This is a genomic window from Microvirga sp. GN3, assembly GCF_055792825.1.
The window spans coordinates 17,344-36,203 of sequence record NZ_JBVVAK010000020.1 but is presented as its reverse complement, the minus strand read 5'-3'; the positions used below and the strand labels follow the sequence as shown (position 1 = coordinate 36,203).

Sequence of the window (18,860 nt, the reverse complement as noted above, 5' to 3'; positions counted from 1 at the left end):
GTCAATACGAGTTCGGGGCCCATGGCAATGCGTGTTGCAATCGACAGATCGCGAGCCTGGGGGAACGGTGGCGCGGGTTTTGCGCAGACAATCAAGGGAGGAAAAGATGGCAACTAATCTCGTGCGATTCGACAAGCAGGGCGCCCCCCGGTGGGGCGTCCTGTCAGGAGGGAATATCGCGCCCCTCTCCGATGATTATCCCACCACTGCCGCATTGATAGAACGGGGTGAAGACGATTGGCGTCAGGCACGCGAGCGGGCCCCGAGCGTCGCCATCGAAGATGTCAAGATTCTGCCGCCGATCACGACCCCATGCCGGATCTATTGTCAGGGCGCGAACTACCGCCAGCACATGATCGAATCCGGAATGGATCCGGATGCCAACCTGTTCAACATGTTCTTCACGAAGTCCGACGCTTCGATCGGTTCGGCACATGAGGCAGTCGCGCGACCGCCCCATGTGAAGCTGCTGGACTACGAGATCGAACTTGCACTGGTCTTCCGCCGGCCGATCTCCTCCGCAGTAACTCTCACCCCGGACATGCTGGCCGACTATGTCTTCGCCGTCGCGATCGCGAACGACCTCAGCGCGCGCGACGTCCAGTTGCCGCAGACACAATTCTTCAAGGGAAAGAGCTATCGCGGCTTTTGTCCGATCGGCCCCTGGCTCACCGTTCTGGATAGACAAGAGTTTCCCAGAATTGACGATCTGGAGCTCCAGCTCTCAGTAAACGGAACGGTGCGGCAGCGCGACAACACCTCCGCTCTCGTGTTCAAGCCTGCCGAGACGATTTCCGAACTGTCCACTTTCGCCAACATCGCTCCCGGGGATGTTCTCCTGACGGGCACGCCGAGCGGCTGTGCGCTTCGCGTCCCGCCCCCGACCTTGCGACGCTTGCTGCAATTGCTGCCCGAGCGTCGGTTCTGGAAGCTGTTTCTAAAGTCGCAGGGGCGCCGGCCCAACTATCTGAACCCCGGCGACCAGATCAATGCACGGATCTGGAGCCGCGACGGTGCACTCGATTTGGGCGAACAAATCACTGAGATCGTGGGCTGAGAGCATTGGAGCTCCACCAGAGCATCAAACCCAAACGTGACGTCCACTTTTGGATTTGATGCATTCTCCTTTGATGAATGCATCGTCTGGAGCAAACCGAAGGTCCGCACGACCCGCGAGGTCAGGCAGCGCTGACGGTCATGCGCTTTGGCTGCGACTACGAGCGCCGAGGTACCGCCTGGGCTGCGTTTACTGAAAGGCTGGCAAGCGCGTGAGAGCGGATCTCGTCCGCCGAGCATCAAGGCCGATCGCCCGCAGGATTGCGCCGATAGCCGGGTTGCGATCCCGGGATGACAGCCTGCCCTCGCCGACAGCCCTGATCAGCTGGAGAATGATCCCGACCACGATCTCCAAGTTGAGCTCGGGCGATACCTCGCTCTCCGGTAAGCCCTTTGAGACCTGCTGGAGGTCCTCGAGGAGGTGGCGGCGGACGATCTCGGCTCCCGTAGGGGCTGTCAGCAAGAACCTCGAGGCAAACCTCGCCCATAGAGCATCGTCGAGAGCCTTGTCGATGAAGGCGCTGCATCCGAACGCAATACGGAGCGCGGGTTCGTCGAGAGAGAGCCTGACTGGTTGTAGTAGCTCGTCTAAAGACCTGACCAATTCCTCAGCGACGGCTGCGTTTAGTGCGTCAAGTCCGGTGAAATGGACGTAGAAAGTCCCCTTCGCGACCCCAGCCTCTCGGACTACGTCGTCGACGGTCACAGATTCCACTGCCTGCTTCGCATAAAGCGAGTTGGCAGCAGCGACGAGCTGAGAACGGGTTCGGGCGCGCTTCTCACGCCCGATTTCGGCTCGGCGGATTGAATCAACTTTTGCCATCGCTAACCAGCTTCCAAGTTCACATTACACATAGGTCATATTGACGAAAACGTCCATACTGACCGTGCTGGTCGCAAAGTGTGGCATGGGAGGCCGGCTTCTTCGCTCCTCATACTGACAATACAGAGCCGAGTCCCGATGCCAGCCTGCTCACGCTGATAAGGGCGCATCAATCTATTAGGGCGTCGGAACGACCACTATTGGCAGGTTCCGGAAGCACGCCGAATTTCTGTAAAGGTGCTACGAGCGGACCTTCATTTGATCCGCTCTACGTTACACTTTGCCCGACGCCGACATGGAGCCTATTGCAGTTGCTAATGCCCTCTCTGGCAATCTCTCGCGCAGTGCCGAATGCTTGAAATTTATCGGTTGAAACGGGATGGAGAACTCTAATTCATCGAAGGTCTCCATCCTGCTTCCAAAAGCTCAGGCTAGTCGATTGGTTCAATGGGCTCGCGCTTCACGTTCGCCGGAGACTCTTGGTTCATGATCACCGGCGCTGCCCAACGAATGCCATTGGCAATCACGTGCTGAACAGTTTGGTCATAGTAGGTAGGGAATGTCTCATGCCCAGGTCGGAAATAAAAAATGCGTCCACGGCCCCGCACGTAGCAGCAGCCACTACGGAAGACTTCCCCACCTTTGAACCAGCTTAGGAAGACGAGTTCGTCCGGTGCAGGGACCTCGAATGGTTCACCATACATCTCTTCCTTCTCAAGCTCAAAATAGCGGTCCAGACCTTGGGCAATTGGATGCTCGGGTGTCACGACCCATATCCGCTCGCGCTCACCATCCTCGCGCCAGTTGACAGTGCAGGCCGTGCCCGTGAGGCGCTTGAAGATCTTGGAGTAGTGGCCCGAGTGCAGAACCACCATGCCCATCCCCTGAAGAACACGGGCGTGGACGCGGGCAACAATCTCATCAGAGACATCGTTGTGCTTTTTGTGGCCCCACCAAAGCAGCACGTCGGTTTGGTCCAGAACCTCCTGCGATAATCCATGCTCCGGCTCGTCGAGCGTTGCGGTGCGAATAGACTCGAAACCGCGCCCGCGCATGGCATCGGCCAGGACAGCGTGGATGCCGTGGGGGTAAATCTCTCCAACCACCGGATTATTCCGTTCGTGCCAGAATTCATTCCAGATGGTAACGTTCAGCGGTTTCGACATTGCAGGCCCTTCTCGTGCTCGGTGGATAGGAGGTTACTTAAGCGCGCCAGCGGTAAGCCCGCTGACAATGCGTCTTTGCAACAGCATGAAGATCACAATCACGGGCGTGACGAAGATGCTGGCGAAGGCCATTGCATTGCTCCAGTCGGAGTAATCGGCACCGACAAAGCCATAGAGGCCGACGGTTGCGGGCTGGAGTTCGTTCTTGTTGACCAGTGACACGGGATAGACAAACTCGCCATACGCGAGCAGGAAGACCAGCGTTCCCACGACGATGTAGCCGATACGTGCCAGGGGCAGGGTGACGCTGAAGAAAGCTCTCAACCGCGAGCAGCCATCTACCCGGGCAGCCTCTTCAAGCTCGATGGGAATTTGGGCAAAGGTCGTGCGCAACATGATAACTGCGAAGGGTAGTGTCTTCGTGGTCGTCGCGAGGATCACGGCTGTCTGGGTGTTGATCAGGTCGATCTGGCGGAAAATGACGAACATCGGAGTCACAAGAAGTGCCGGCGGAAGCACCTGAGACAGCATGATGCCCACAAGCACTGCATCCATCCAAAGCGACCGCACCCGTGAGAGCGCATAAGCTGCCCCTGTCGCAAGGAGGAGGGTCAGGAGCGTCACGCTGGTTGATTGGAACAGGCTATTGCCAAGATACCTGGCGATATTCTCGCGCGTGAAGATCCAGGTATAGGCAGCCAGAGTCGGGGCTTCAGGCAGCAGGGTCGGCGGACTCGCGTTGAGTTCGGACGAAGCTTTGAAGCTAGAGACATACATCCAGTAGACAGGGAAGAGATAAAAGGCCGCGATGGTCACCCCGATAGTGAGCAGGATCCAGCGACGTGGTCCAACGATGACGTTATTCATCGATTTGCTCCTAAACCTGCTTCTCGGCTCGGACGCTGCGCACATAGACGAGCGCGACGAGGAAGACGACGAGCAGCATTAACGTGGAGATCGCGGCGCCGCCTGCGAAATCGAAGACTTCGAAAGATAACCTGTACGACCAGACGGGAAAGATGTTGCTGGAGTCGACAGGCCCCCCATGGGTCATGGTCCAGATCAGGTCAAAAGCCCGCATCGTATAGATGGTCGAGAGCGCGACGAGCGCATAGAGAGTCGGGCGCAGAAGCGGAAGCGTGATTGACATGAAGCGGCGGATTGGTCCTGCGCCATCAAGAGCCGCCGCCTCGTACAGATCACGGGGGATGCCCGCGAGGCCCGCGGCGATGAGGATCATGTTGAAGGGCAGGCCGAACCAGACATTCGCCATAGTCACAGCAATGAGGGATGTCGACGGATCGGAGAGCCAGAAAACCGGGCTGTCCAGCAGCCCAAGGCTTTGAAGTGCGTAGTTCAGGATGCCGTTATCGGAGGCAAGCAGCCACTTCCATACCGCGCCGATCACGAGGGGCGGGAGGATCCAGCCAGCCAAGACGAGACCGCGCAGGAAGCTCGCTCCGGGAAACTGCTGCTGGAAGAACAGCGCAGCCGCAAGGCCACCGATGCATTGCAGAGCAACGTTGAGGCCGACGAAAATAGCCGTATTGCGCAGCACCAAGGGAAAGAGCGGATCCGAGAATATCCGCTCATAATTGGCAAGGCCTACCCAGGGACGGTCGAAGCTGCGCAGGTTGCTGACCGTCACGTCCTGCAGGCTCATCACAACGTTGTAGACCACCGGGTAGCCGACGAAAACTAAGAGATACAGGGCTGTCGCGGCGACCATGACAGGCCAGATCCCGACCGAGTCGAGGACTCGGTCAAGGGATCGGCGCCGCAATCCTGTCCTGGCTTGGGTGCTCTCAAGCGCCGTCAGGTCGGAGACAGCCATGCCATGATCCTTCTTGCTGAGGCCCGCCCGGACTCCAGCCCGGGCGGGTGAGGGGAGGGGAGCCGGGGTTGGCGCGTGTCAGAGGCCCTCGATCGGGTTTTTGTCGAGCAGCGGCTTGATGACCACAGAGGCCTTCTGCAGCGCATCGGCCGGGCTCGAGCGTCCCGTCAGCGAGGTCTGGATGGCAGTCTGGATCGCGGCAGAGATCTGCGGCCAGGCTGGATGAGGTCCACGCGCCTTCGCAACCTCCATCTGCTTGCGGAAGACCTCATAAGCTTTGGGATTGGTGGGATTCTCGATCGTGATGGTCGCTACCGGCGGCAGCCGTCCACCGGACCAAGCCTGCTTGAGCTGATCGGGTTCGGACATGAACTCGATGACTTTGAAGGCCAGGTCCCGATTCTTGGCTCCCTTTGGGATGCCCCATACATATCCACCGAGCGCAGAGGCTTCGATGTTCTTGCCTTCACGCACGGGCAGTGTCGCGACCCGCCACTCGAACTTGGCGTCCTTGTCCATCCGCTGCAGTTCCCAAGGACCACTGATCACCATGGCGGAAGCCCCGCCGAGAAAGGCGCTCGTCATCTCGAACTGGCGCTTGACGAGCACGTCCTTGGAGGCTTGGCCGTTCTTCACGAAGTCAGCCCACAGGGTCAGGGCCGCAACGGAGTCCGCTGAGGTGAGATCCTTCAGGTTCCCGCCCGACTGCTGCAGAAATGGCAGCCACTGGAACGTTCCTTCCTCGCTCTGGATCGCCGAGAAGCCGATGCCGTAGACGTTCTTCGCCGGATCCGTGAGCTTTTCGGCCGCAGCCTTAAGCTCGGCCCAGGTGCGGGGCGGCTTGTCAGGATCAAGGCCCTTCTCCCTGAACATGTCCGCATTGAAGTAGAGCGCCAGAGTGTTGGCTTCGCCAGGAACCGCGAACTGCTGCCCGTTCCAGATGGTGGTGTTCCAGCTTCCGGTGAAGTAGTTCTCCTTCTTGATCACCTGGGAACCCTTGACGAGGCTTGTCAGGTCTTCCAGGGCTCCTTGGCTGGCAAAGCTCGCAACGACGGGGTTATCAATCGTGATGAGGTCGGGCACGTCGCCTGTCGCGATGCCTTTGATCAACTGCTGTGAGAGTTGGCCGAAGGGGATGAATTTCTGATCGATTGGATTGTCCGGGTGCGTCTTGTCCCACTTCGCGATGTTGGCAAGCGACGGTTCCGTAGCATTGCCGAAGATATGCCACATGACGATCTTTTCGCTAGCGAACGCGGTCCCGCCCAGCATGAACATTGCTGTAGCAAAAGCCAGTCCCTGTTTAAGACTTTGCTTCATGTTCGTTCCTCTCCTTCTGATCGTTGCTTTACGTTTGTGACCTTCAGTCCTTCTCTTTATTGTCGCATGTCGAGCGCCACTCCGGTCTCGGCATCGAAGCAGTGAATTTTCTTACGGTCGATCCGCAGGTAGCCTTGGTCGCCGGGCGTCGCGTGGAAGCGATGCCGCTGGTTCACGGTGACCATTTGCCCAGCGAGATCGCAGATGACGTGAGTGTCCAAACCCGTGGGCTCCACCTCGATGATCGTCGCCGCCAAACCTCCGCGATCGAAGCTAATGTCGATGCGTTCCGGCCGGATCCCAAGCACGACCGCTTGGCCGTTCGTTGCGGGCAGGGATGGTGGCATCACCTCATCAAGGGGCAGCATCGCCCCGTTCTCGAGCCGGAAATGGCCGTCTCCGATAACGCCCTTGAGGAAGTTCATGGCGGGTGAGCCGATGAAGCTCGCCACGAACATGTTCGCGGGCTTGTCATAGAGGGTCTCTGGCGCCCCCTGCTGCTCGATCCGACCGTGGTTCATGACCACAATCCGATCCGCCATGGTCATGGCCTCAATCTGATCGTGCGTCACATAGATACTGGTGCTTCCCAGCCGGCGGTGAAGAGATTTGATCTCGGTCCGCATCTGCACCCGCAACTGCGCATCGAGATTGGAGAGCGGCTCGTCGAACAGGAAAAGGCGCGGATTGCGCACGATGGCACGACCCATGGCGACGCGCTGCCTCTGGCCGCCGGAGAGCTGCCCCGGAAATCGTGCGAGATAGGGAGACAGATTGAGTGTCTTTGCGGCGGTGCCGATCTTCTCCTCGATCACTTGAGCCGCAAGCCGGCGAAGTCTGAGGCCAAAGCTCATGTTATCGGCCACGGTCATGTGCGGGTAGAGCGCGTAGCTCTGAAACACCATCGCCACATCGCGATGCATGGGCGGAGTATCATTGACTTTTTCGTCGCCGATGTAGGCATCGCCCCCGCTGATCGCCTCGAGTCCGGCAATCATCCGCAGCAGCGTTGACTTTCCGCAGCCAGAGGGGCCCACGAGCGTGACGAATTCACGATCCTCGATCTGCAAATCGAGGCCTGGGATCACCTCCAATGACCCGTAGCGCTTGCTCACTTGACGCAACGTAACAGAAGCCATGAGCGTTATCCTTGCTGGGCCGCGTCTAAGCGACTTTTCATGTCGTCTGGCTGGCTGGTGGTTTGATCGTCATGTCGTCCTCATCATGCGCCGCCTCTCGCGGTGATCGGATCAGGCAAGATCCCCTGACATCACAGAGACTCTCTGCCGAGCTTTCGCACTCTCGATAGCGGCAAAGACCATGGCCAGGCTCTTGATGTTCTCGGAATTAATCGTTTCGGGCGCAGCTCCCGTGCGGACCGCTTCCACGAAGTCTCTCATGACACCTTCATGGCCGCCAATACGGGCGTCCGGCGCGAGTGGCGGAACCGGGATCGCCTCGCCATCGCGCAGCAGGCCGCTTGTCTGAAGGTCGCGTTCTGCCTTGAAGGTATCGTGCCCATCCCATGTCAGCGTGCCGTGCTCGCCGATTACGCGCCATGCACTCTCCCAACTCGTGCGCAGCCCCTGCGCACACCAACTGCCGCGATATGTGTAGGTTACGTTTTCCTCGAATTCAAAGATGGCATAGGCGCTCGCCCCATGAGCATACCAGGAGCCCTTGGGATTGGTCTCATGGCAATAGACCGCCTGCGGCTGCGTGCCGATGATGTAACGGGCCGCATCGAATGTGTGGATGGCCATATCGAGAAGGAGCACGTTCTCCATGGCCTCGCGGAACCCGCCGAAATGTGGGCCGAGAAAGAAGTCGCTGTGAACGCTTGTGACTGCACCGATCTCGTCGGAGGCAAGAAACGACCTGATCCTCCGAATGCCCTCAATGTAACGGCGGTTCTGAACGACCGCATGGATGCGTCCGGTCTCCCGTGCGGAGCGGATCAGGGATTGGGCATCCGCGAGCGAAGCGGCCATCGGCTTTTCGCTGAGCACATGACATCGATGGGCGAAGGCCGTCTGAACGACGTCATACCGAGCATCCGGCACGACGATGTCGAACACGAGCTGCGGTTTCGTGCTGGATAGCACCGCATCGAGATCAGAGCCCACAATGCTGTGTGTAAGACCAAACTCATCGGCCCGGCTTCGGGCTCTCGACGGATCAATATCCACCAGCCCGACAATAGTCAGTCCCTCGATACGTGCGGCAGCCTCGAGCCAGCGTCGGCTCATGAGTCCGCAGCCGACGAGTACGGCTCGCAACTCCATAGCTTCCTCCCGTTTCGGGCCTCTTGGCGGGCTCCGTAAACGTTTACGAGACTGAGGTTGACCGATAGGATTGTCAAGAGCCTTATGCAGGTAGCCGGGATGGAGTGAGGGAGGCTAGAACGTCTGTGGAGCGTAAATCGGTTGGAATTCGCGAACTGGCTCGCCATCTGAACATTTCGATCGGCACTGTATCCCGCGCGCTTAACGGTCGTAGCGATGTCAATGCCGAAACCCGCCAGCGCGTCGTGGAGGCTGCTGTCGAGCTTGGCTATGCCCCCAATCATTCGGGGCGGACCCTGCGGCAGGGGACAACCAATACCGTAGCGCTCATGATGCGCACCAACATCGACACAACCGGGTTTGGCGAGACGTTCTTCATGAGCTTGAGTGAGGGCGTGCAGGAGGTCTTAGCGCGCCATAATCTCGATCTCGTCATCCTGCCCTGTTCCTCGACTCACGATCAGGACGAGTACCTACGTCGAGCCGTGGAGCGGCACCTCGCCGATGGCTTCATCATTTCCGACACACAGCGGGTCGATCATCGCATCGACTACTTGATCAAGCGGCGCATCCCGTTCGTGACGCTGGGCCGCAGCCTATCGGGGGGATCCCATTCCTGGATCGATCTCGACTTCGAAGGAGTGGCGAAGCAGTCGGTGACTCGTCTCATCAACCTTGGTCACCACCGCATAGCCCTCGGCATGGCGGCGCGGGAGGTGAACAACCGATACATCTTCGAGGAAGCCTATCGTGATGCATTGGCTTCCCATGGGATCCCCTTCGACCCCGATCTTATCGTTCGTGTTCCGAATACCGAGGCTGGCGGTTATCAGCTAGGGCAGGATCTATTGGCGATACAAGATCGCCCAACAGCCGTCATTCTGGTGCAGGAAACCTTGGCGATCGGCCTCTACCGTAGCCTTGGGGAAGCCAGCCTCGAGCCTGGCCGCGATTTGTCGGTCATCGGGTTCCGTCAAAATCCGACCTGTCGCTTTCTATCGCCGTCGCTGACTTGCTTCAGCCTGTCGCTTCAGGAGCTTGGTGTCCGCTTGGGAGAGGTTCTGGTGGATCTAATGCATCGTGGCTTATCCCAAACAGGCATCGAGCCTGTTCGACAGCTTTGGCCGATGACTCTCGTGCCAGGACAAAGTGATCAGTTGGCCGGTTCATCATTGCCAAGGCGCCGCAGCCGACCGCAGAGCTGAGCCTTTCACAACAAGCTCGGTGGTCAGGTAGGAAAGCGATCTTGATGGCTGAAGCTCCGAATGAGGCAATCTGCTCCTGTCGCCTCCTGGAACGGGGCTGACCCGAGCCGAACTTCTGCAAGAGCAGAGTGAAGCGGAGATCTAACGGCTTCGCGTAAAGGCTCAGTTTAACCCGAAGACGACGTTCACCGGCTGCTTCGGAACCTCGTAATGCGCTGCAAGCGCTGAAACCCGTTTACCGGTATGAAAGCGGCCTGGCTTATCACCGAACTATGGCGGCAAAGGATTAGCCGGACCGCAAGAACACTTTCAGCTTCTAAATCCCGGACCGGTAAACGATGTTGCCGCCCACTATAGTCATCAAAGCCTTGGTGTCGCGGATCGCCTGTGGCGGCACAGAGAGGATGTCCTGGGATAGGATCGTCAGATCTGCGAGCTTGCCGTTCTCAATGGAGCCCCGGTCCTTCTCCACACCCATGACGATAGCATTGTTGATGGTGTAGAGCTGAAGAGCTTCGCGCGGTGTGATCGCCTGTTCTGGCCCGAGCTGATAGCCATTGAGCGTTCCACGGGTTGTCATCCACCACATCGACAGGAATGGGTCCACAGGAACGACCGGGCCATCGGTTCCGCCACCGACATGCACACCTGCGTCAAGCATCGCACGGATGGGAATAGCATAGCCTGCGCGCTTGTCGCCCCACCACCTTCGCTGGTTGTGCCCGAGAAGCACCGCGTGATCTTGTGCGGTTGCCATGATACCGAGCTCGCTCATCTTCTTGAGCGCGCTTTCGGACGGGAGAAACACATGCATGATCGTCCAGCGCAGGTCTCTGATCGGTGTCTCAGCATTGACCCGCTCATAGGAGCGCACGATGACGTCGATCGTCTCGTCACCGACGGCATGGGTCTGAACCTGTACTTTGGCCGCAGCAGCGAGCTTCAGTCCCTCGACGTATTCATCCTCTCCTCCTGGCGGCAGAAGGAGGACGCCACGATAGTTCGGATCCGGCTGTTCGCCGGGCACAATCTGATAGGGCTCATAGAGGCGTGCTCCCTCGACGCCGCCATCAAGCGGGTATTTGATCCCGGCAAATCGAAGCATGTGATCGGAGCGAAGTGAGGCTTGTGACAAGCCTTTCTGCACCTGCTCCTTGGTGAGCGCACGATAGAGCAGATCCGTGCGGATCGTCATCGCACCAGCGTCACGCAGCTGCGCATAGATCTGGATAGTGGGTTCATCAATCCCTGGCTCAACGACAGAGACGAGACCGTAGCTGTTGAGCTCCCGCATGGCCTCCCTGAGCAGGCGTGCGTGCTCGGCTGGCGCGGGAGGTGGCGGGAGGACACGGCGAGCGAAGTACGCGGCCGTCTCAAGAAGGACGCCAGTGGCCTCACCTGTGGCGGGATCTCGGACGATCACCCCGCCCTTTGGGTCGGAGGTCTCTTTTTTGATCCCGACAACCTCAAGGGCCTTGCTGTTGACGGTAACAACGTGCCCGCCGCGGGGGATGAACACTGGATTGTTGGCCGACACCTCGTCGAGCTCATAGCGGGTCGGGAGGCGTCCTTCCTTAAGCAGGCTCTCGTGCCAGCCGGATGAGGCGATCACCCACTGGCCCGGCGGTGTCTGAGCCACGCGCTCAGCAATCAGCTTCTTCACGTCGTCAACCGAGCGAGCCTCCAACAGCTTTACGGCAGGCCGGTTCAAGGCCGCCATCGACATGTGGAGATGCGTATCAATCAGGCCCGGCACTACAGTGCGCCCGTCGAGATCGATGATCTGGGTATTGGGACCGGCCTCCCTCAGCACGGTTGCAATGTCACCCACGGCAACAAAGCGATCACCGCGGATAGCCACAGCCTCTGTGGTGGTGAAGTTCTTGTCGACCGTGACGATCTTGCCATTGTGAAGGATGAGATCGGCGGGCTGCGCCCAAGCCGATCCAGCGAGCAGAGAGCCGGCAAGCAGAAAGCTGGCGGTCAAGAGTTGACGCGCACGAGTGCTGATCATGATGGAAGTTCCTGGTCTCACGAGTGGGAAAACTGTGCAGACTCAGAGGGTGCGCGTCGTGGCGTCTAACAGGACTACCGTAGCGGCCGGCCCAGTCACTGCGAGTTGGCCCTCAACGAGGACGGGTTCGAAGATCGCCGGAGCACCTTCGGTGGAAGCGGAACGGATTGTGATCGTCGCGCCGGGATCATGGATCGCGCCACAGAGCTGGCAAGCACCTGGCGAGGCCTCGGACAGGGCGAACTCACGTCCATCGAGGCTTGGTGCCAGGTAGCCCCGGATCCTGACCGTCTGACCTGTCATGGATCGTGCGAGATCGGAAGCCTGTCCGTCCGGCCCAACGAGAGTGGTCAAAGGCAAGTCATCCTTTGCGTTAGCTTTGGCGAGAGGGGCGAGAGTGATAAGACCGGCGATTCCGGCCAGGACGGAGCGGCGGTCGAGTTGAGGCATAACCTCGTGGCAGCAGATCTTGGCTAAGCGAGACATAGTGAGACCTCCTGATCCCTTGCTTGCCCTTATGCTGTTCTCCAAGCGCCGCATTCCACCCGAAGTGGGCTTCAGCGTTGCTTGCAGATGAGCATTTTGAACTGCCCCCACCGAGCTCTTATCGTTGCCGGAATATTTCGAGCTTGAAGGAAATAATTGTCAAGCAGTGCTTCGAACTCTGATCTGCTGACCGAGCGAGCGGTTATCTGGCTCTATTATCCGGGGTGGAGTGTTCCTTCTGATTTGAACGAGGCCCGTCGGAGATCAAGATCTCGGCGAGCCCATCAATTTCTCGCACGACACGGTTGATCTGACAGTGTTCTGGACCACCAATCGGGATCTCGGCCAAGGATCGCGTGAGGAGATGACGGGTCGGACGTAATGACTCCAGAAGCCTGTCGGCAACCTCCGGGTTCATTATGCGGTGGGACCTTCTCAGATGACCATGTTCCATAGGAATCAGCCCTCAATGTTCCTATTCTGTTCTAGTCAGATGTGGAGGGATGACAAGGAGGACCTTAGGGCTTTCCACCGGCTTTCGCGTCGCGGCGCGCTTGAGGTCTCCAACGCCCTTTTTCGCTTCACGCCTCAGGCATGTTCCACTGACCTGCGCTATGTATTGGCACATGACGAAGCCCTCTGATTTCACGGAAGCACTGACCTCACCCTCGGTTGCCCGCAATCGCGATCCCATCCTGAGCGTGCTTCGCCGGGTGCTTCCGCCGACCGGGCAGGTTCTGGAAATTGCCAGTGGGACCGGTGAGCACGCCGTTCACTTTGCGGCAGCCCTCCCGCATCTGACCTGGCAGCCTACCGACCGTGATGAGCAGGCCCTCAAGAGCATCGCTGCTCATCGGGCGACGTCTGGGCTGCCCAACCTGCTCGCGCCGCGCTTCCTTGATGCCGCTGCTCCAGAATGGCCTGTGGAGTGGGCCGATGCGATCGTTGCCATCAATATGGTCCACATCTCCCCCTGGCGGACGACCCGAGGGTTGATGGCTGGGGCAGGGCGCATACTCCCTCCAGGAGGAATTCTCTATCTCTACGGAGCCTACAAGGAGAACAGCGGCCACACGGCTCCGAGCAACGCAGCTTTTGACCTGGATCTCAGGAGGCGAAATCCGGAATGGGGTGTCCGCGACTTGGAAGCAGTGGCAGACCTGGCGAGGGAGCATGGACTGGACCTCGTCGAACGTATGCAGATGCCCGCTAACAATCTCAGCCTCATCTTTAGGCGATCGGAGTGATCTTACGCCGGGAATACTCGGACCGCGCGGCCAGCCCCGATGAATGCCCTGGCTGTGATGAAATCCTCAACCAGTGAAGATCTGCTTTGGGACGCCAGTATGGAAAAGGCACTACGGGGTCCGAACTGCGACTGTGTTTACCCAACGATCAGCTCGTCCAGGGCGCACATCATCGGTCACCCAGAGATCCGCTACAGAGAGGCCCCCGTCCTCTAAGCGCTTTTGCATCTCCTGTTCGGTCATGTCCGTGAAGGTGCGCTCTCCTACAACTCTGTCGTCAGTCCCGTGCTTTACCGATAGGTACCAGGCGCCACCACGTTTGAGTGCTCGAGCAAATCGCGCGAATGTCGAACCAAGCTCATCTCGCGGTACGTGCAGCAACGTAGCGCACGCCCAGATGCCATCAAACTCCTCCGACCATGCCATATCGGCGAAGGTCATATGGCGCACATCTAGCCCAGTATAAGCGGCTGCGCGTTTGACCATCTCAGCCGAGGCATCGAACGCTGTAACTTTATAGCCAGCTGCAGCGAACGCGCGGGCATCCCGCCCGGAACCGCACCCCGCATCGAGAATATGTCCACCTCGCGGTACACGCGCCAGAAAGCGCTCGCGCAAAGAATTGACGTTCGCATCCACCGTGTCGTTGAAGTACGCGTCAGCATTGGCATTGTAATAGCTGATCGACATCATCAAGCCTTTAGTTTGCGCCGACGAGAGCTTTCCCTAGGCGTCAATCCACCTTTCTATGCGATTGGCAGAGCTGACTCACTACGAGAGCCGTTGTTTAGCACAGTGATCAGCCGGGTGTAAAAGGGGTCACTCTCTGGGTTGTAGAAAGCCGAGCCACCCCAGTAGTTGTCGCGGAGGATGAGCTTCACTTGGTCGTAATGCTTCATCAAGGCACGGCTGCGGGCCTGAGGAGCACTGCCGAGCGAAGATGCAATACGTGCTTTCCACGGGTGATTGCTACCCATGATATTCTCGTTCCTCGCGATGAGCTTGTGCATGAAGTGCTCTCCAACGACCCGGTCCGACTTGAGGCCGTTGCACAAACTATGCGCGAGAACGAGATTCCAGACCTCATCATGGTGCACAACTTGGCGCGGCAACACATGGTCAACGTGGACATCATCCGGCGCCATGGGCTCACCACAGTAGAAGCAGGCATTACCCTGGTAGCCTTGTAGGAAGGAAATGTTCGAGGTCAGGCTCTTACGCTTATGGCCATTCGCTAGATATGTAAGCCTGAGATCATTGGCGAGCTCATAGTGCTCGTGACGCTCGTGGCTCATGGTGAAGGCGCCTTCGAGGAGCGACCAGCGTGAGTCGAGTTCCTCCTGCAGTTCAGTGCGGCTGGAGGCCGCTACTGCATGAAGCTCGTCGGTAAGCTCAAGCGCGTGTCCGAAGTTCGTCCGATAGAACTTTCCTTGAAAGCTCGTGTCGTCTCCGAGATTGTGAAATCGATTAATGACATCCTCAAAGGCTGTGCGTCCAACCTCGTTCACCGCTTGGTCGAGTGACAGCTTGTCGACCTGAAGCTCCGCAACGATGCGCTCCATCTTTGTGCGCCGACTTGGGTTCGACTGTTGTGGCATCGCTTCGCTCGATGCGAGGCGCTGCAGGTATTGGTGGAGGAACTCGTGAGAGAGCACGTCCCATGGAACAGAGGTATATCCCTGGTCAGACAGGCTGAGCAGAGTTTTGCCAAGCGCGATCTTGTACGTGGCTTGATTGAGACCGTAGAGGATCAGCGCCTTCCAGTGATCTTGATCAGTAAACTCTGACATGACAGTTCGCAGCCCCATTCTGTCTCATTCTTACAGCAACGCAATATCCCAATCGCAGATGGTTGGTGCAAAAAATCCGTTCAGGCTGATCGGTTCCAATGGCTCAGATCCATCTGGCATACGGCAGCAAACGCCAACAGACTTGAACCAGTCCCTCAGCGAGCTTTCGGCTCCGTTTCTGGAGCGAGCCAACGGGGGTATTTGCCCAGCAGACGGCTGGTTGTCCCGGAGGACCATGTCCCGGGTATCCCGCGAGGATTGTCGGCTCCATACCGGCATGATAAACAGCAAGTCCTTTTCCAACCTCGTATGAACCAGGAGTCATGGCATGGGAGCCGAGCCCTCGTCGGACAAGTAGGCCGCAACAACGCTTTCCTTGTTGTTGCGGCGTCTGTCGAACCGATCCCAGCCCAGGCTGACAGGCAGATCGCCGCCGAATGTTCCTCATTTGAGCGGATGCCTCATCATGTCTCCAAAGCCCCCCGTGTGGGCCTACTCCCTGCCGACAGCGCTCCTGCTGATGGCCCCCTTCGACATCCTCGCCTCCTTGGCGATGGATATCTATCTCCCGATTGTTCCGGCCATGCCAGGCATTCTCGGCACCAGCCCGGTCATCGTCCAGCTCACCTTGAGCCTTTATATGGTGATGCTCGGGCTCGGCCAGATCATCTTCGGGCCGATCTCCGACCGCATCGGAAGGCGGCCCGTTCTGATCAGCGGCGCGATCCTGTTTGCCGCGGCCTCATTCTGCCTGGCGGCATCCTCGACTGCCGTTCCCTTTGTTGCCCTCCGCTTCCTGCAAGCAGTGGGGGCCTCGGCAGCCATGGTAGCCACCTTTGCAACGGTGCGCGACGTATATGCCGACCGCCCGGAAAGCGTGGTCATCTACAGCCTATTCAGCTCCATGTTGGCCTTCGTGCCTGCGTTAGGGCCAATCGCTGGGGCGCTGCTCGCGGACAGCTTCGGTTGGCGCTCGATCTTCGTCACCTTGGGTGCCCTCGCAGTTCCTGCCGTCCTGCTTGCTCTGCTGCGCTGGCATGAAACCCGGCCGGTAGCTGCCACCCTGTCACGACGCTCGTTCCTGCCTGTCCTTCGCAGCCTCGCGTTCTGGACCTATACGCTCGGGTTCAGCGCCGCCATGGGGACGTTCTTCGTGTTCTTCTCGACCGCTCCCCGTGTCCTCATCGACAGGGCCGGCTACTCCGAGCTGGAATTCAGCTTCGCCTTCGCCACGGCAGCGGTCGTGATGATCATCACGACACGCTTCGCCAAGTGGTTCGTTGCCCGGTGGGGGAACTCCGGCAGTCTCACGCACGGCATGATGATGCTGCTCATGGGCGCAGGGCTCCTGAGCATGGGTCAGGTTTTCGGGGTTCCATCCTTCTGGACGTTCATCGCCCCTATGTGGGTCATGGCGATCGGTATCGTCTTCACTGTATCGGTGACGGCGAACGGCGCTCTGGAGAAGTTCGGGGACGTGGCCGGGTCGGCCGTAGCACTGCATTTCTGCGTGCAAAGCCTCATCGTGAGTATTGGTGGAACGTCGGCCGTGATCTGGTTGCAAGGCGACAGCGCATGGCCGCTTGCAACATTCTCCTCGATCATGGCCATCGTAGTCCTGATTGGCCAGGGATGGTTGTATCACCAAGGTCGTGTGCGCACGTGATCCAACGTGAAGTCAGGCTAGATGTCCGGCTTCACCAACCCTTCCAGGCAGATCAGGAGCCTCAGTCGCAGCCCGTTGGCAGTGCGAGGTGAACGCTGGTCGAACTGCTTCGATCCTGTTCCATTACCTCCGGCGTAATCGACGCCATGTCCAGCCTCGGCCATGGTTCTCGCGCCGGAAATGATCTGGCCATCAAAAAGGAGACCTCCCATGACCGACGCTACCTCCATCGCCACCGCCTACATCGCCCTCTGGAACGAAACCGACCCGGATCGCCGCAAGGCCCTGATGGCGAACCTCTGGGCCGAGGCAGGCACCTACCGCGATCCTCTCATGCAAGGTGAAGGCCATGACCAGATCGATGCCCTGATCGCTGGCGTGCAGGGACAGTTCCCGGACTTCCGCTTTGCCCTCGTGGGACAGCCCGACGGCTACGGCAATCAGGTGCGCTTTTCCTGGCAGCTTGGTCCAGACGGCAGTGATGGTCCTATCAAGGGGACCGACTTCGCAACCCTCGAGAACGGCAGCCTCAAGAGCGTGGTCGGCTTTCTCGATCAGGTGCCGGCTGCGGCCTGAACCTCCGGCGAGGGCTGGGCCGCATCACCAGCCGCGTCAGTCCTCGCGCACCCCTTCCAGCAGCTCCGACGACGACCGAGCTTCCCGACAGAGGAGTGTCCGACGGCAGTAAGTGCCGCTTCCTGCATCTGGTCTTCGAGAATGAACAATGACGAGCATGCGCATTCTAGGGTTGTCTGACTAGAGGAGCGTTGCTTCTAGGCCGTCGCATTTGGTTAGCAGTGAGACAACATGGGACACCATGAGATGCCATGGCACAGATTGAGACGGTATGAGACGACATGGAACAGCATGGGACAACCGGCGGAAGGTAGGCAGATCAAAAGCGCGAAGGATTAGCCCTGAGACAGCATGGGACAGCATGAGACGCCATGGCACGGATACGGACAGCATGGGACAAGGTGAGACGGCATGGGACAAGCTCGGAGGATCGGCAGGGCATGAGACAACGGGCAATCGGGCGTCACATTGGCCGGCATGAGTGAGACAACATGGGACAACATGAGACGGAATGGGACAGCATGAGACGACATGGGACGCAGTGAGACAGCATGAGACAGACGCGCGGCAGGTCGCTCCGGGTCCTTCCCGTCAGAAGTGTCTACCGGGGGTGGCGCTGAGCCCCGGTCCTTGGGAGTTTTCAAAAAATTTTCCGGAAACGTTCAGGGATAAATTCAAGATAGGCGATGTGCCAGAAACACCTATTCTGCTCGGCTTTTTGATGTGCGGATTAGACAATGCTTTCAACGGCTTAGGAGGTTTCTGGGTTTTTGGCACATCTCCTTGAATCCGCAGTTTTGAATCTCTCTCTTTTACTATCGATTATGCCTCGAGGGACGTGTCCAAAATGCCAAAAACCCAGAAACTCTCTCGAAATCATTATGCCGATAACGCGCCAGGGCTTTCGGTTTTTGCCAGCCCGTCTCATGCGCGGATAAAAAAAGCCCCGCCGAAGCGGGGCCTTTTGGTCAGTGGCCGAATACGAGGATACACGCATGCTTCGTTAGAGATGGTTCACCGTCCAGTCCGACATGCTGAAGGAAACCTCGCTCGCGCAGCATGAACTTCGTCCAGTGTATCGCGGACAAGAAATCCTCCGCCACCTTGCCGGTCTCGAGTGCCAACTCGCCCAACCGACCGTCGAAGAACATCTCAAGCTTTCGTTCATCAATGGTCTTCCCGACATGGTCGGCATAATCATAAACCTCGTTAGGGACGGCTCCGTGCTTGATGAGAACATCGAGGACATTGAGCTTCATCTGGGCATCAGTAACTTGAGGGCTGCAGTTCAGCGCGGCAAACACCTCGCGTTCGATGACTTTCTTGGCATTAGGTGATACGAGTCCTTCAAGCCAGTTGATTGCGGGAACATTCATTCCTGCCTCCTGTAAG

Annotated in this window: 18 protein-coding genes; 5 read left to right on the top strand and 13 right to left on the bottom strand. The window is 58.5% G+C overall.

What is annotated here, in order from left to right; all coding sequences use genetic code 11:
• The first annotated feature begins 106 nt into the window (after positions 1-106).
• Positions 107-1,057 carry a fumarylacetoacetate hydrolase family protein gene (locus ACS5Q1_RS12335; RefSeq protein ID WP_473098480.1) on the top strand — a complete coding sequence of 317 codons (951 nt, stop codon included), beginning with the start codon at positions 107-109 and terminating at the stop codon, positions 1,055-1,057.
• 189 nt (positions 1,058-1,246) lie between these two features.
• Here the strand turns inward: ACS5Q1_RS12335 and ACS5Q1_RS12330 are convergent, their stop codons facing one another.
• From ACS5Q1_RS12330 to ACS5Q1_RS12300, 7 genes are all read right to left on the bottom strand, one after another.
• Complete coding sequence (locus ACS5Q1_RS12330; RefSeq protein WP_473098479.1) at positions 1,247-1,879, bottom strand: TetR/AcrR family transcriptional regulator; 633 nt, start codon at positions 1,877-1,879, stop codon at positions 1,247-1,249.
• A 431-nt stretch (positions 1,880-2,310) separates the two neighbouring features.
• A complete protein-coding gene (locus tag ACS5Q1_RS12325; protein WP_473098478.1) occupies positions 2,311-3,045 on the bottom strand; it encodes a ThuA domain-containing protein in 735 nt (244 codons plus the stop codon).
• 33 nt (positions 3,046-3,078) lie between these two features.
• Positions 3,079-3,912 (bottom strand): carbohydrate ABC transporter permease, encoded by an 834-nt coding sequence (locus ACS5Q1_RS12320; RefSeq protein ID WP_473098477.1) that lies wholly within the window; start codon positions 3,910-3,912, stop codon positions 3,079-3,081.
• A 10-nt stretch (positions 3,913-3,922) separates the two neighbouring features.
• The gene (locus ACS5Q1_RS12315) at positions 3,923-4,879 is read right to left on the bottom strand and encodes a carbohydrate ABC transporter permease (RefSeq protein WP_473098476.1); all 957 of its coding nucleotides are present in this window, start codon (positions 4,877-4,879) and stop codon (positions 3,923-3,925) included.
• A 78-nt stretch (positions 4,880-4,957) separates the two neighbouring features.
• The gene (locus ACS5Q1_RS12310) at positions 4,958-6,199 is read right to left on the bottom strand and encodes an ABC transporter substrate-binding protein (protein WP_473098475.1); all 1,242 of its coding nucleotides are present in this window, start codon (positions 6,197-6,199) and stop codon (positions 4,958-4,960) included.
• 56 nt (positions 6,200-6,255) lie between these two features.
• Positions 6,256-7,338 carry an ABC transporter ATP-binding protein gene (locus ACS5Q1_RS12305; protein WP_473098474.1) on the bottom strand — a complete coding sequence of 361 codons (1,083 nt, stop codon included), beginning with the start codon at positions 7,336-7,338 and terminating at the stop codon, positions 6,256-6,258.
• 111 nt (positions 7,339-7,449) lie between these two features.
• On the bottom strand, positions 7,450-8,484 hold the full coding sequence (locus ACS5Q1_RS12300) for a Gfo/Idh/MocA family protein (RefSeq protein WP_473098473.1): 1,035 nt from the start codon (positions 8,482-8,484) through the stop codon (positions 7,450-7,452).
• Between the two features lie 125 nt (positions 8,485-8,609).
• Here ACS5Q1_RS12300 and ACS5Q1_RS12295 point away from each other — a divergent pair, with 125 nt between their 5' ends.
• Positions 8,610-9,689: a LacI family DNA-binding transcriptional regulator gene (locus ACS5Q1_RS12295; RefSeq protein WP_473098472.1), complete on the top strand. Its 1,080-nt coding sequence runs from the start codon at positions 8,610-8,612 to the stop codon at positions 9,687-9,689.
• A gap of 316 nt (positions 9,690-10,005) precedes the next feature.
• Here the strand turns inward: ACS5Q1_RS12295 and ACS5Q1_RS12290 are convergent, their stop codons facing one another.
• Both ACS5Q1_RS12290 and ACS5Q1_RS12285 read right to left on the bottom strand, forming a co-directional pair.
• Positions 10,006-11,703 carry an amidohydrolase gene (locus tag ACS5Q1_RS12290; protein WP_473098471.1) on the bottom strand — a complete coding sequence of 566 codons (1,698 nt, stop codon included), beginning with the start codon at positions 11,701-11,703 and terminating at the stop codon, positions 10,006-10,008.
• Between the two features lie 42 nt (positions 11,704-11,745).
• A complete protein-coding gene (locus tag ACS5Q1_RS12285; protein WP_473098470.1) occupies positions 11,746-12,189 on the bottom strand; it encodes a hypothetical protein in 444 nt (147 codons plus the stop codon).
• Between the two features lie 626 nt (positions 12,190-12,815).
• Between ACS5Q1_RS12285 and ACS5Q1_RS12280 the strand changes: the two genes are divergently transcribed.
• On the top strand, positions 12,816-13,436 hold the full coding sequence (locus tag ACS5Q1_RS12280; protein ID WP_473098469.1) for a DUF938 domain-containing protein: 621 nt from the start codon (positions 12,816-12,818) through the stop codon (positions 13,434-13,436).
• Positions 13,437-13,547: 111 nt separating this feature from the next.
• On the opposite strand, the gene ACS5Q1_RS12275 is transcribed toward ACS5Q1_RS12280, so the two are convergent.
• The gene (locus tag ACS5Q1_RS12275) at positions 13,548-14,129 is read right to left on the bottom strand and encodes a class I SAM-dependent methyltransferase (RefSeq protein ID WP_473098522.1); all 582 of its coding nucleotides are present in this window, start codon (positions 14,127-14,129) and stop codon (positions 13,548-13,550) included.
• A gap of 53 nt (positions 14,130-14,182) precedes the next feature.
• Positions 14,183-15,226: an HNH endonuclease domain-containing protein gene (locus ACS5Q1_RS12270; protein ID WP_473098468.1), complete on the bottom strand. Its 1,044-nt coding sequence runs from the start codon at positions 15,224-15,226 to the stop codon at positions 14,183-14,185.
• Positions 15,227-15,692: 466 nt separating this feature from the next.
• Here ACS5Q1_RS12270 and cml point away from each other — a divergent pair, with 466 nt between their 5' ends.
• Entirely contained in the window at positions 15,693-16,892 is a 1,200-nt protein-coding gene (gene cml, locus ACS5Q1_RS12265) for a CmlA/FloR family chloramphenicol efflux MFS transporter (RefSeq protein WP_473098467.1), read from the top strand.
• 17 nt (positions 16,893-16,909) lie between these two features.
• On the opposite strand, the gene ACS5Q1_RS12260 is transcribed toward cml, so the two are convergent.
• Entirely contained in the window at positions 16,910-17,104 is a 195-nt protein-coding gene (locus tag ACS5Q1_RS12260) for a hypothetical protein (RefSeq protein WP_473098466.1), read from the bottom strand.
• Here ACS5Q1_RS12260 and ACS5Q1_RS12255 point away from each other — a divergent pair.
• The gene (locus ACS5Q1_RS12255) at positions 17,103-17,468 is read left to right on the top strand and encodes a nuclear transport factor 2 family protein (protein ID WP_473098465.1); all 366 of its coding nucleotides are present in this window, start codon (positions 17,103-17,105) and stop codon (positions 17,466-17,468) included. The two genes, ACS5Q1_RS12260 and ACS5Q1_RS12255, sit on opposite strands and share 2 nt — an antisense overlap.
• 968 nt (positions 17,469-18,436) lie before the next feature.
• Here the strand turns inward: ACS5Q1_RS12255 and ACS5Q1_RS12250 are convergent.
• Positions 18,437-18,844 carry a hypothetical protein gene (locus tag ACS5Q1_RS12250; protein ID WP_473098464.1) on the bottom strand — a complete coding sequence of 136 codons (408 nt, stop codon included), beginning with the start codon at positions 18,842-18,844 and terminating at the stop codon, positions 18,437-18,439.
• Between the last annotated feature and the right edge of the window lie 16 nt (positions 18,845-18,860).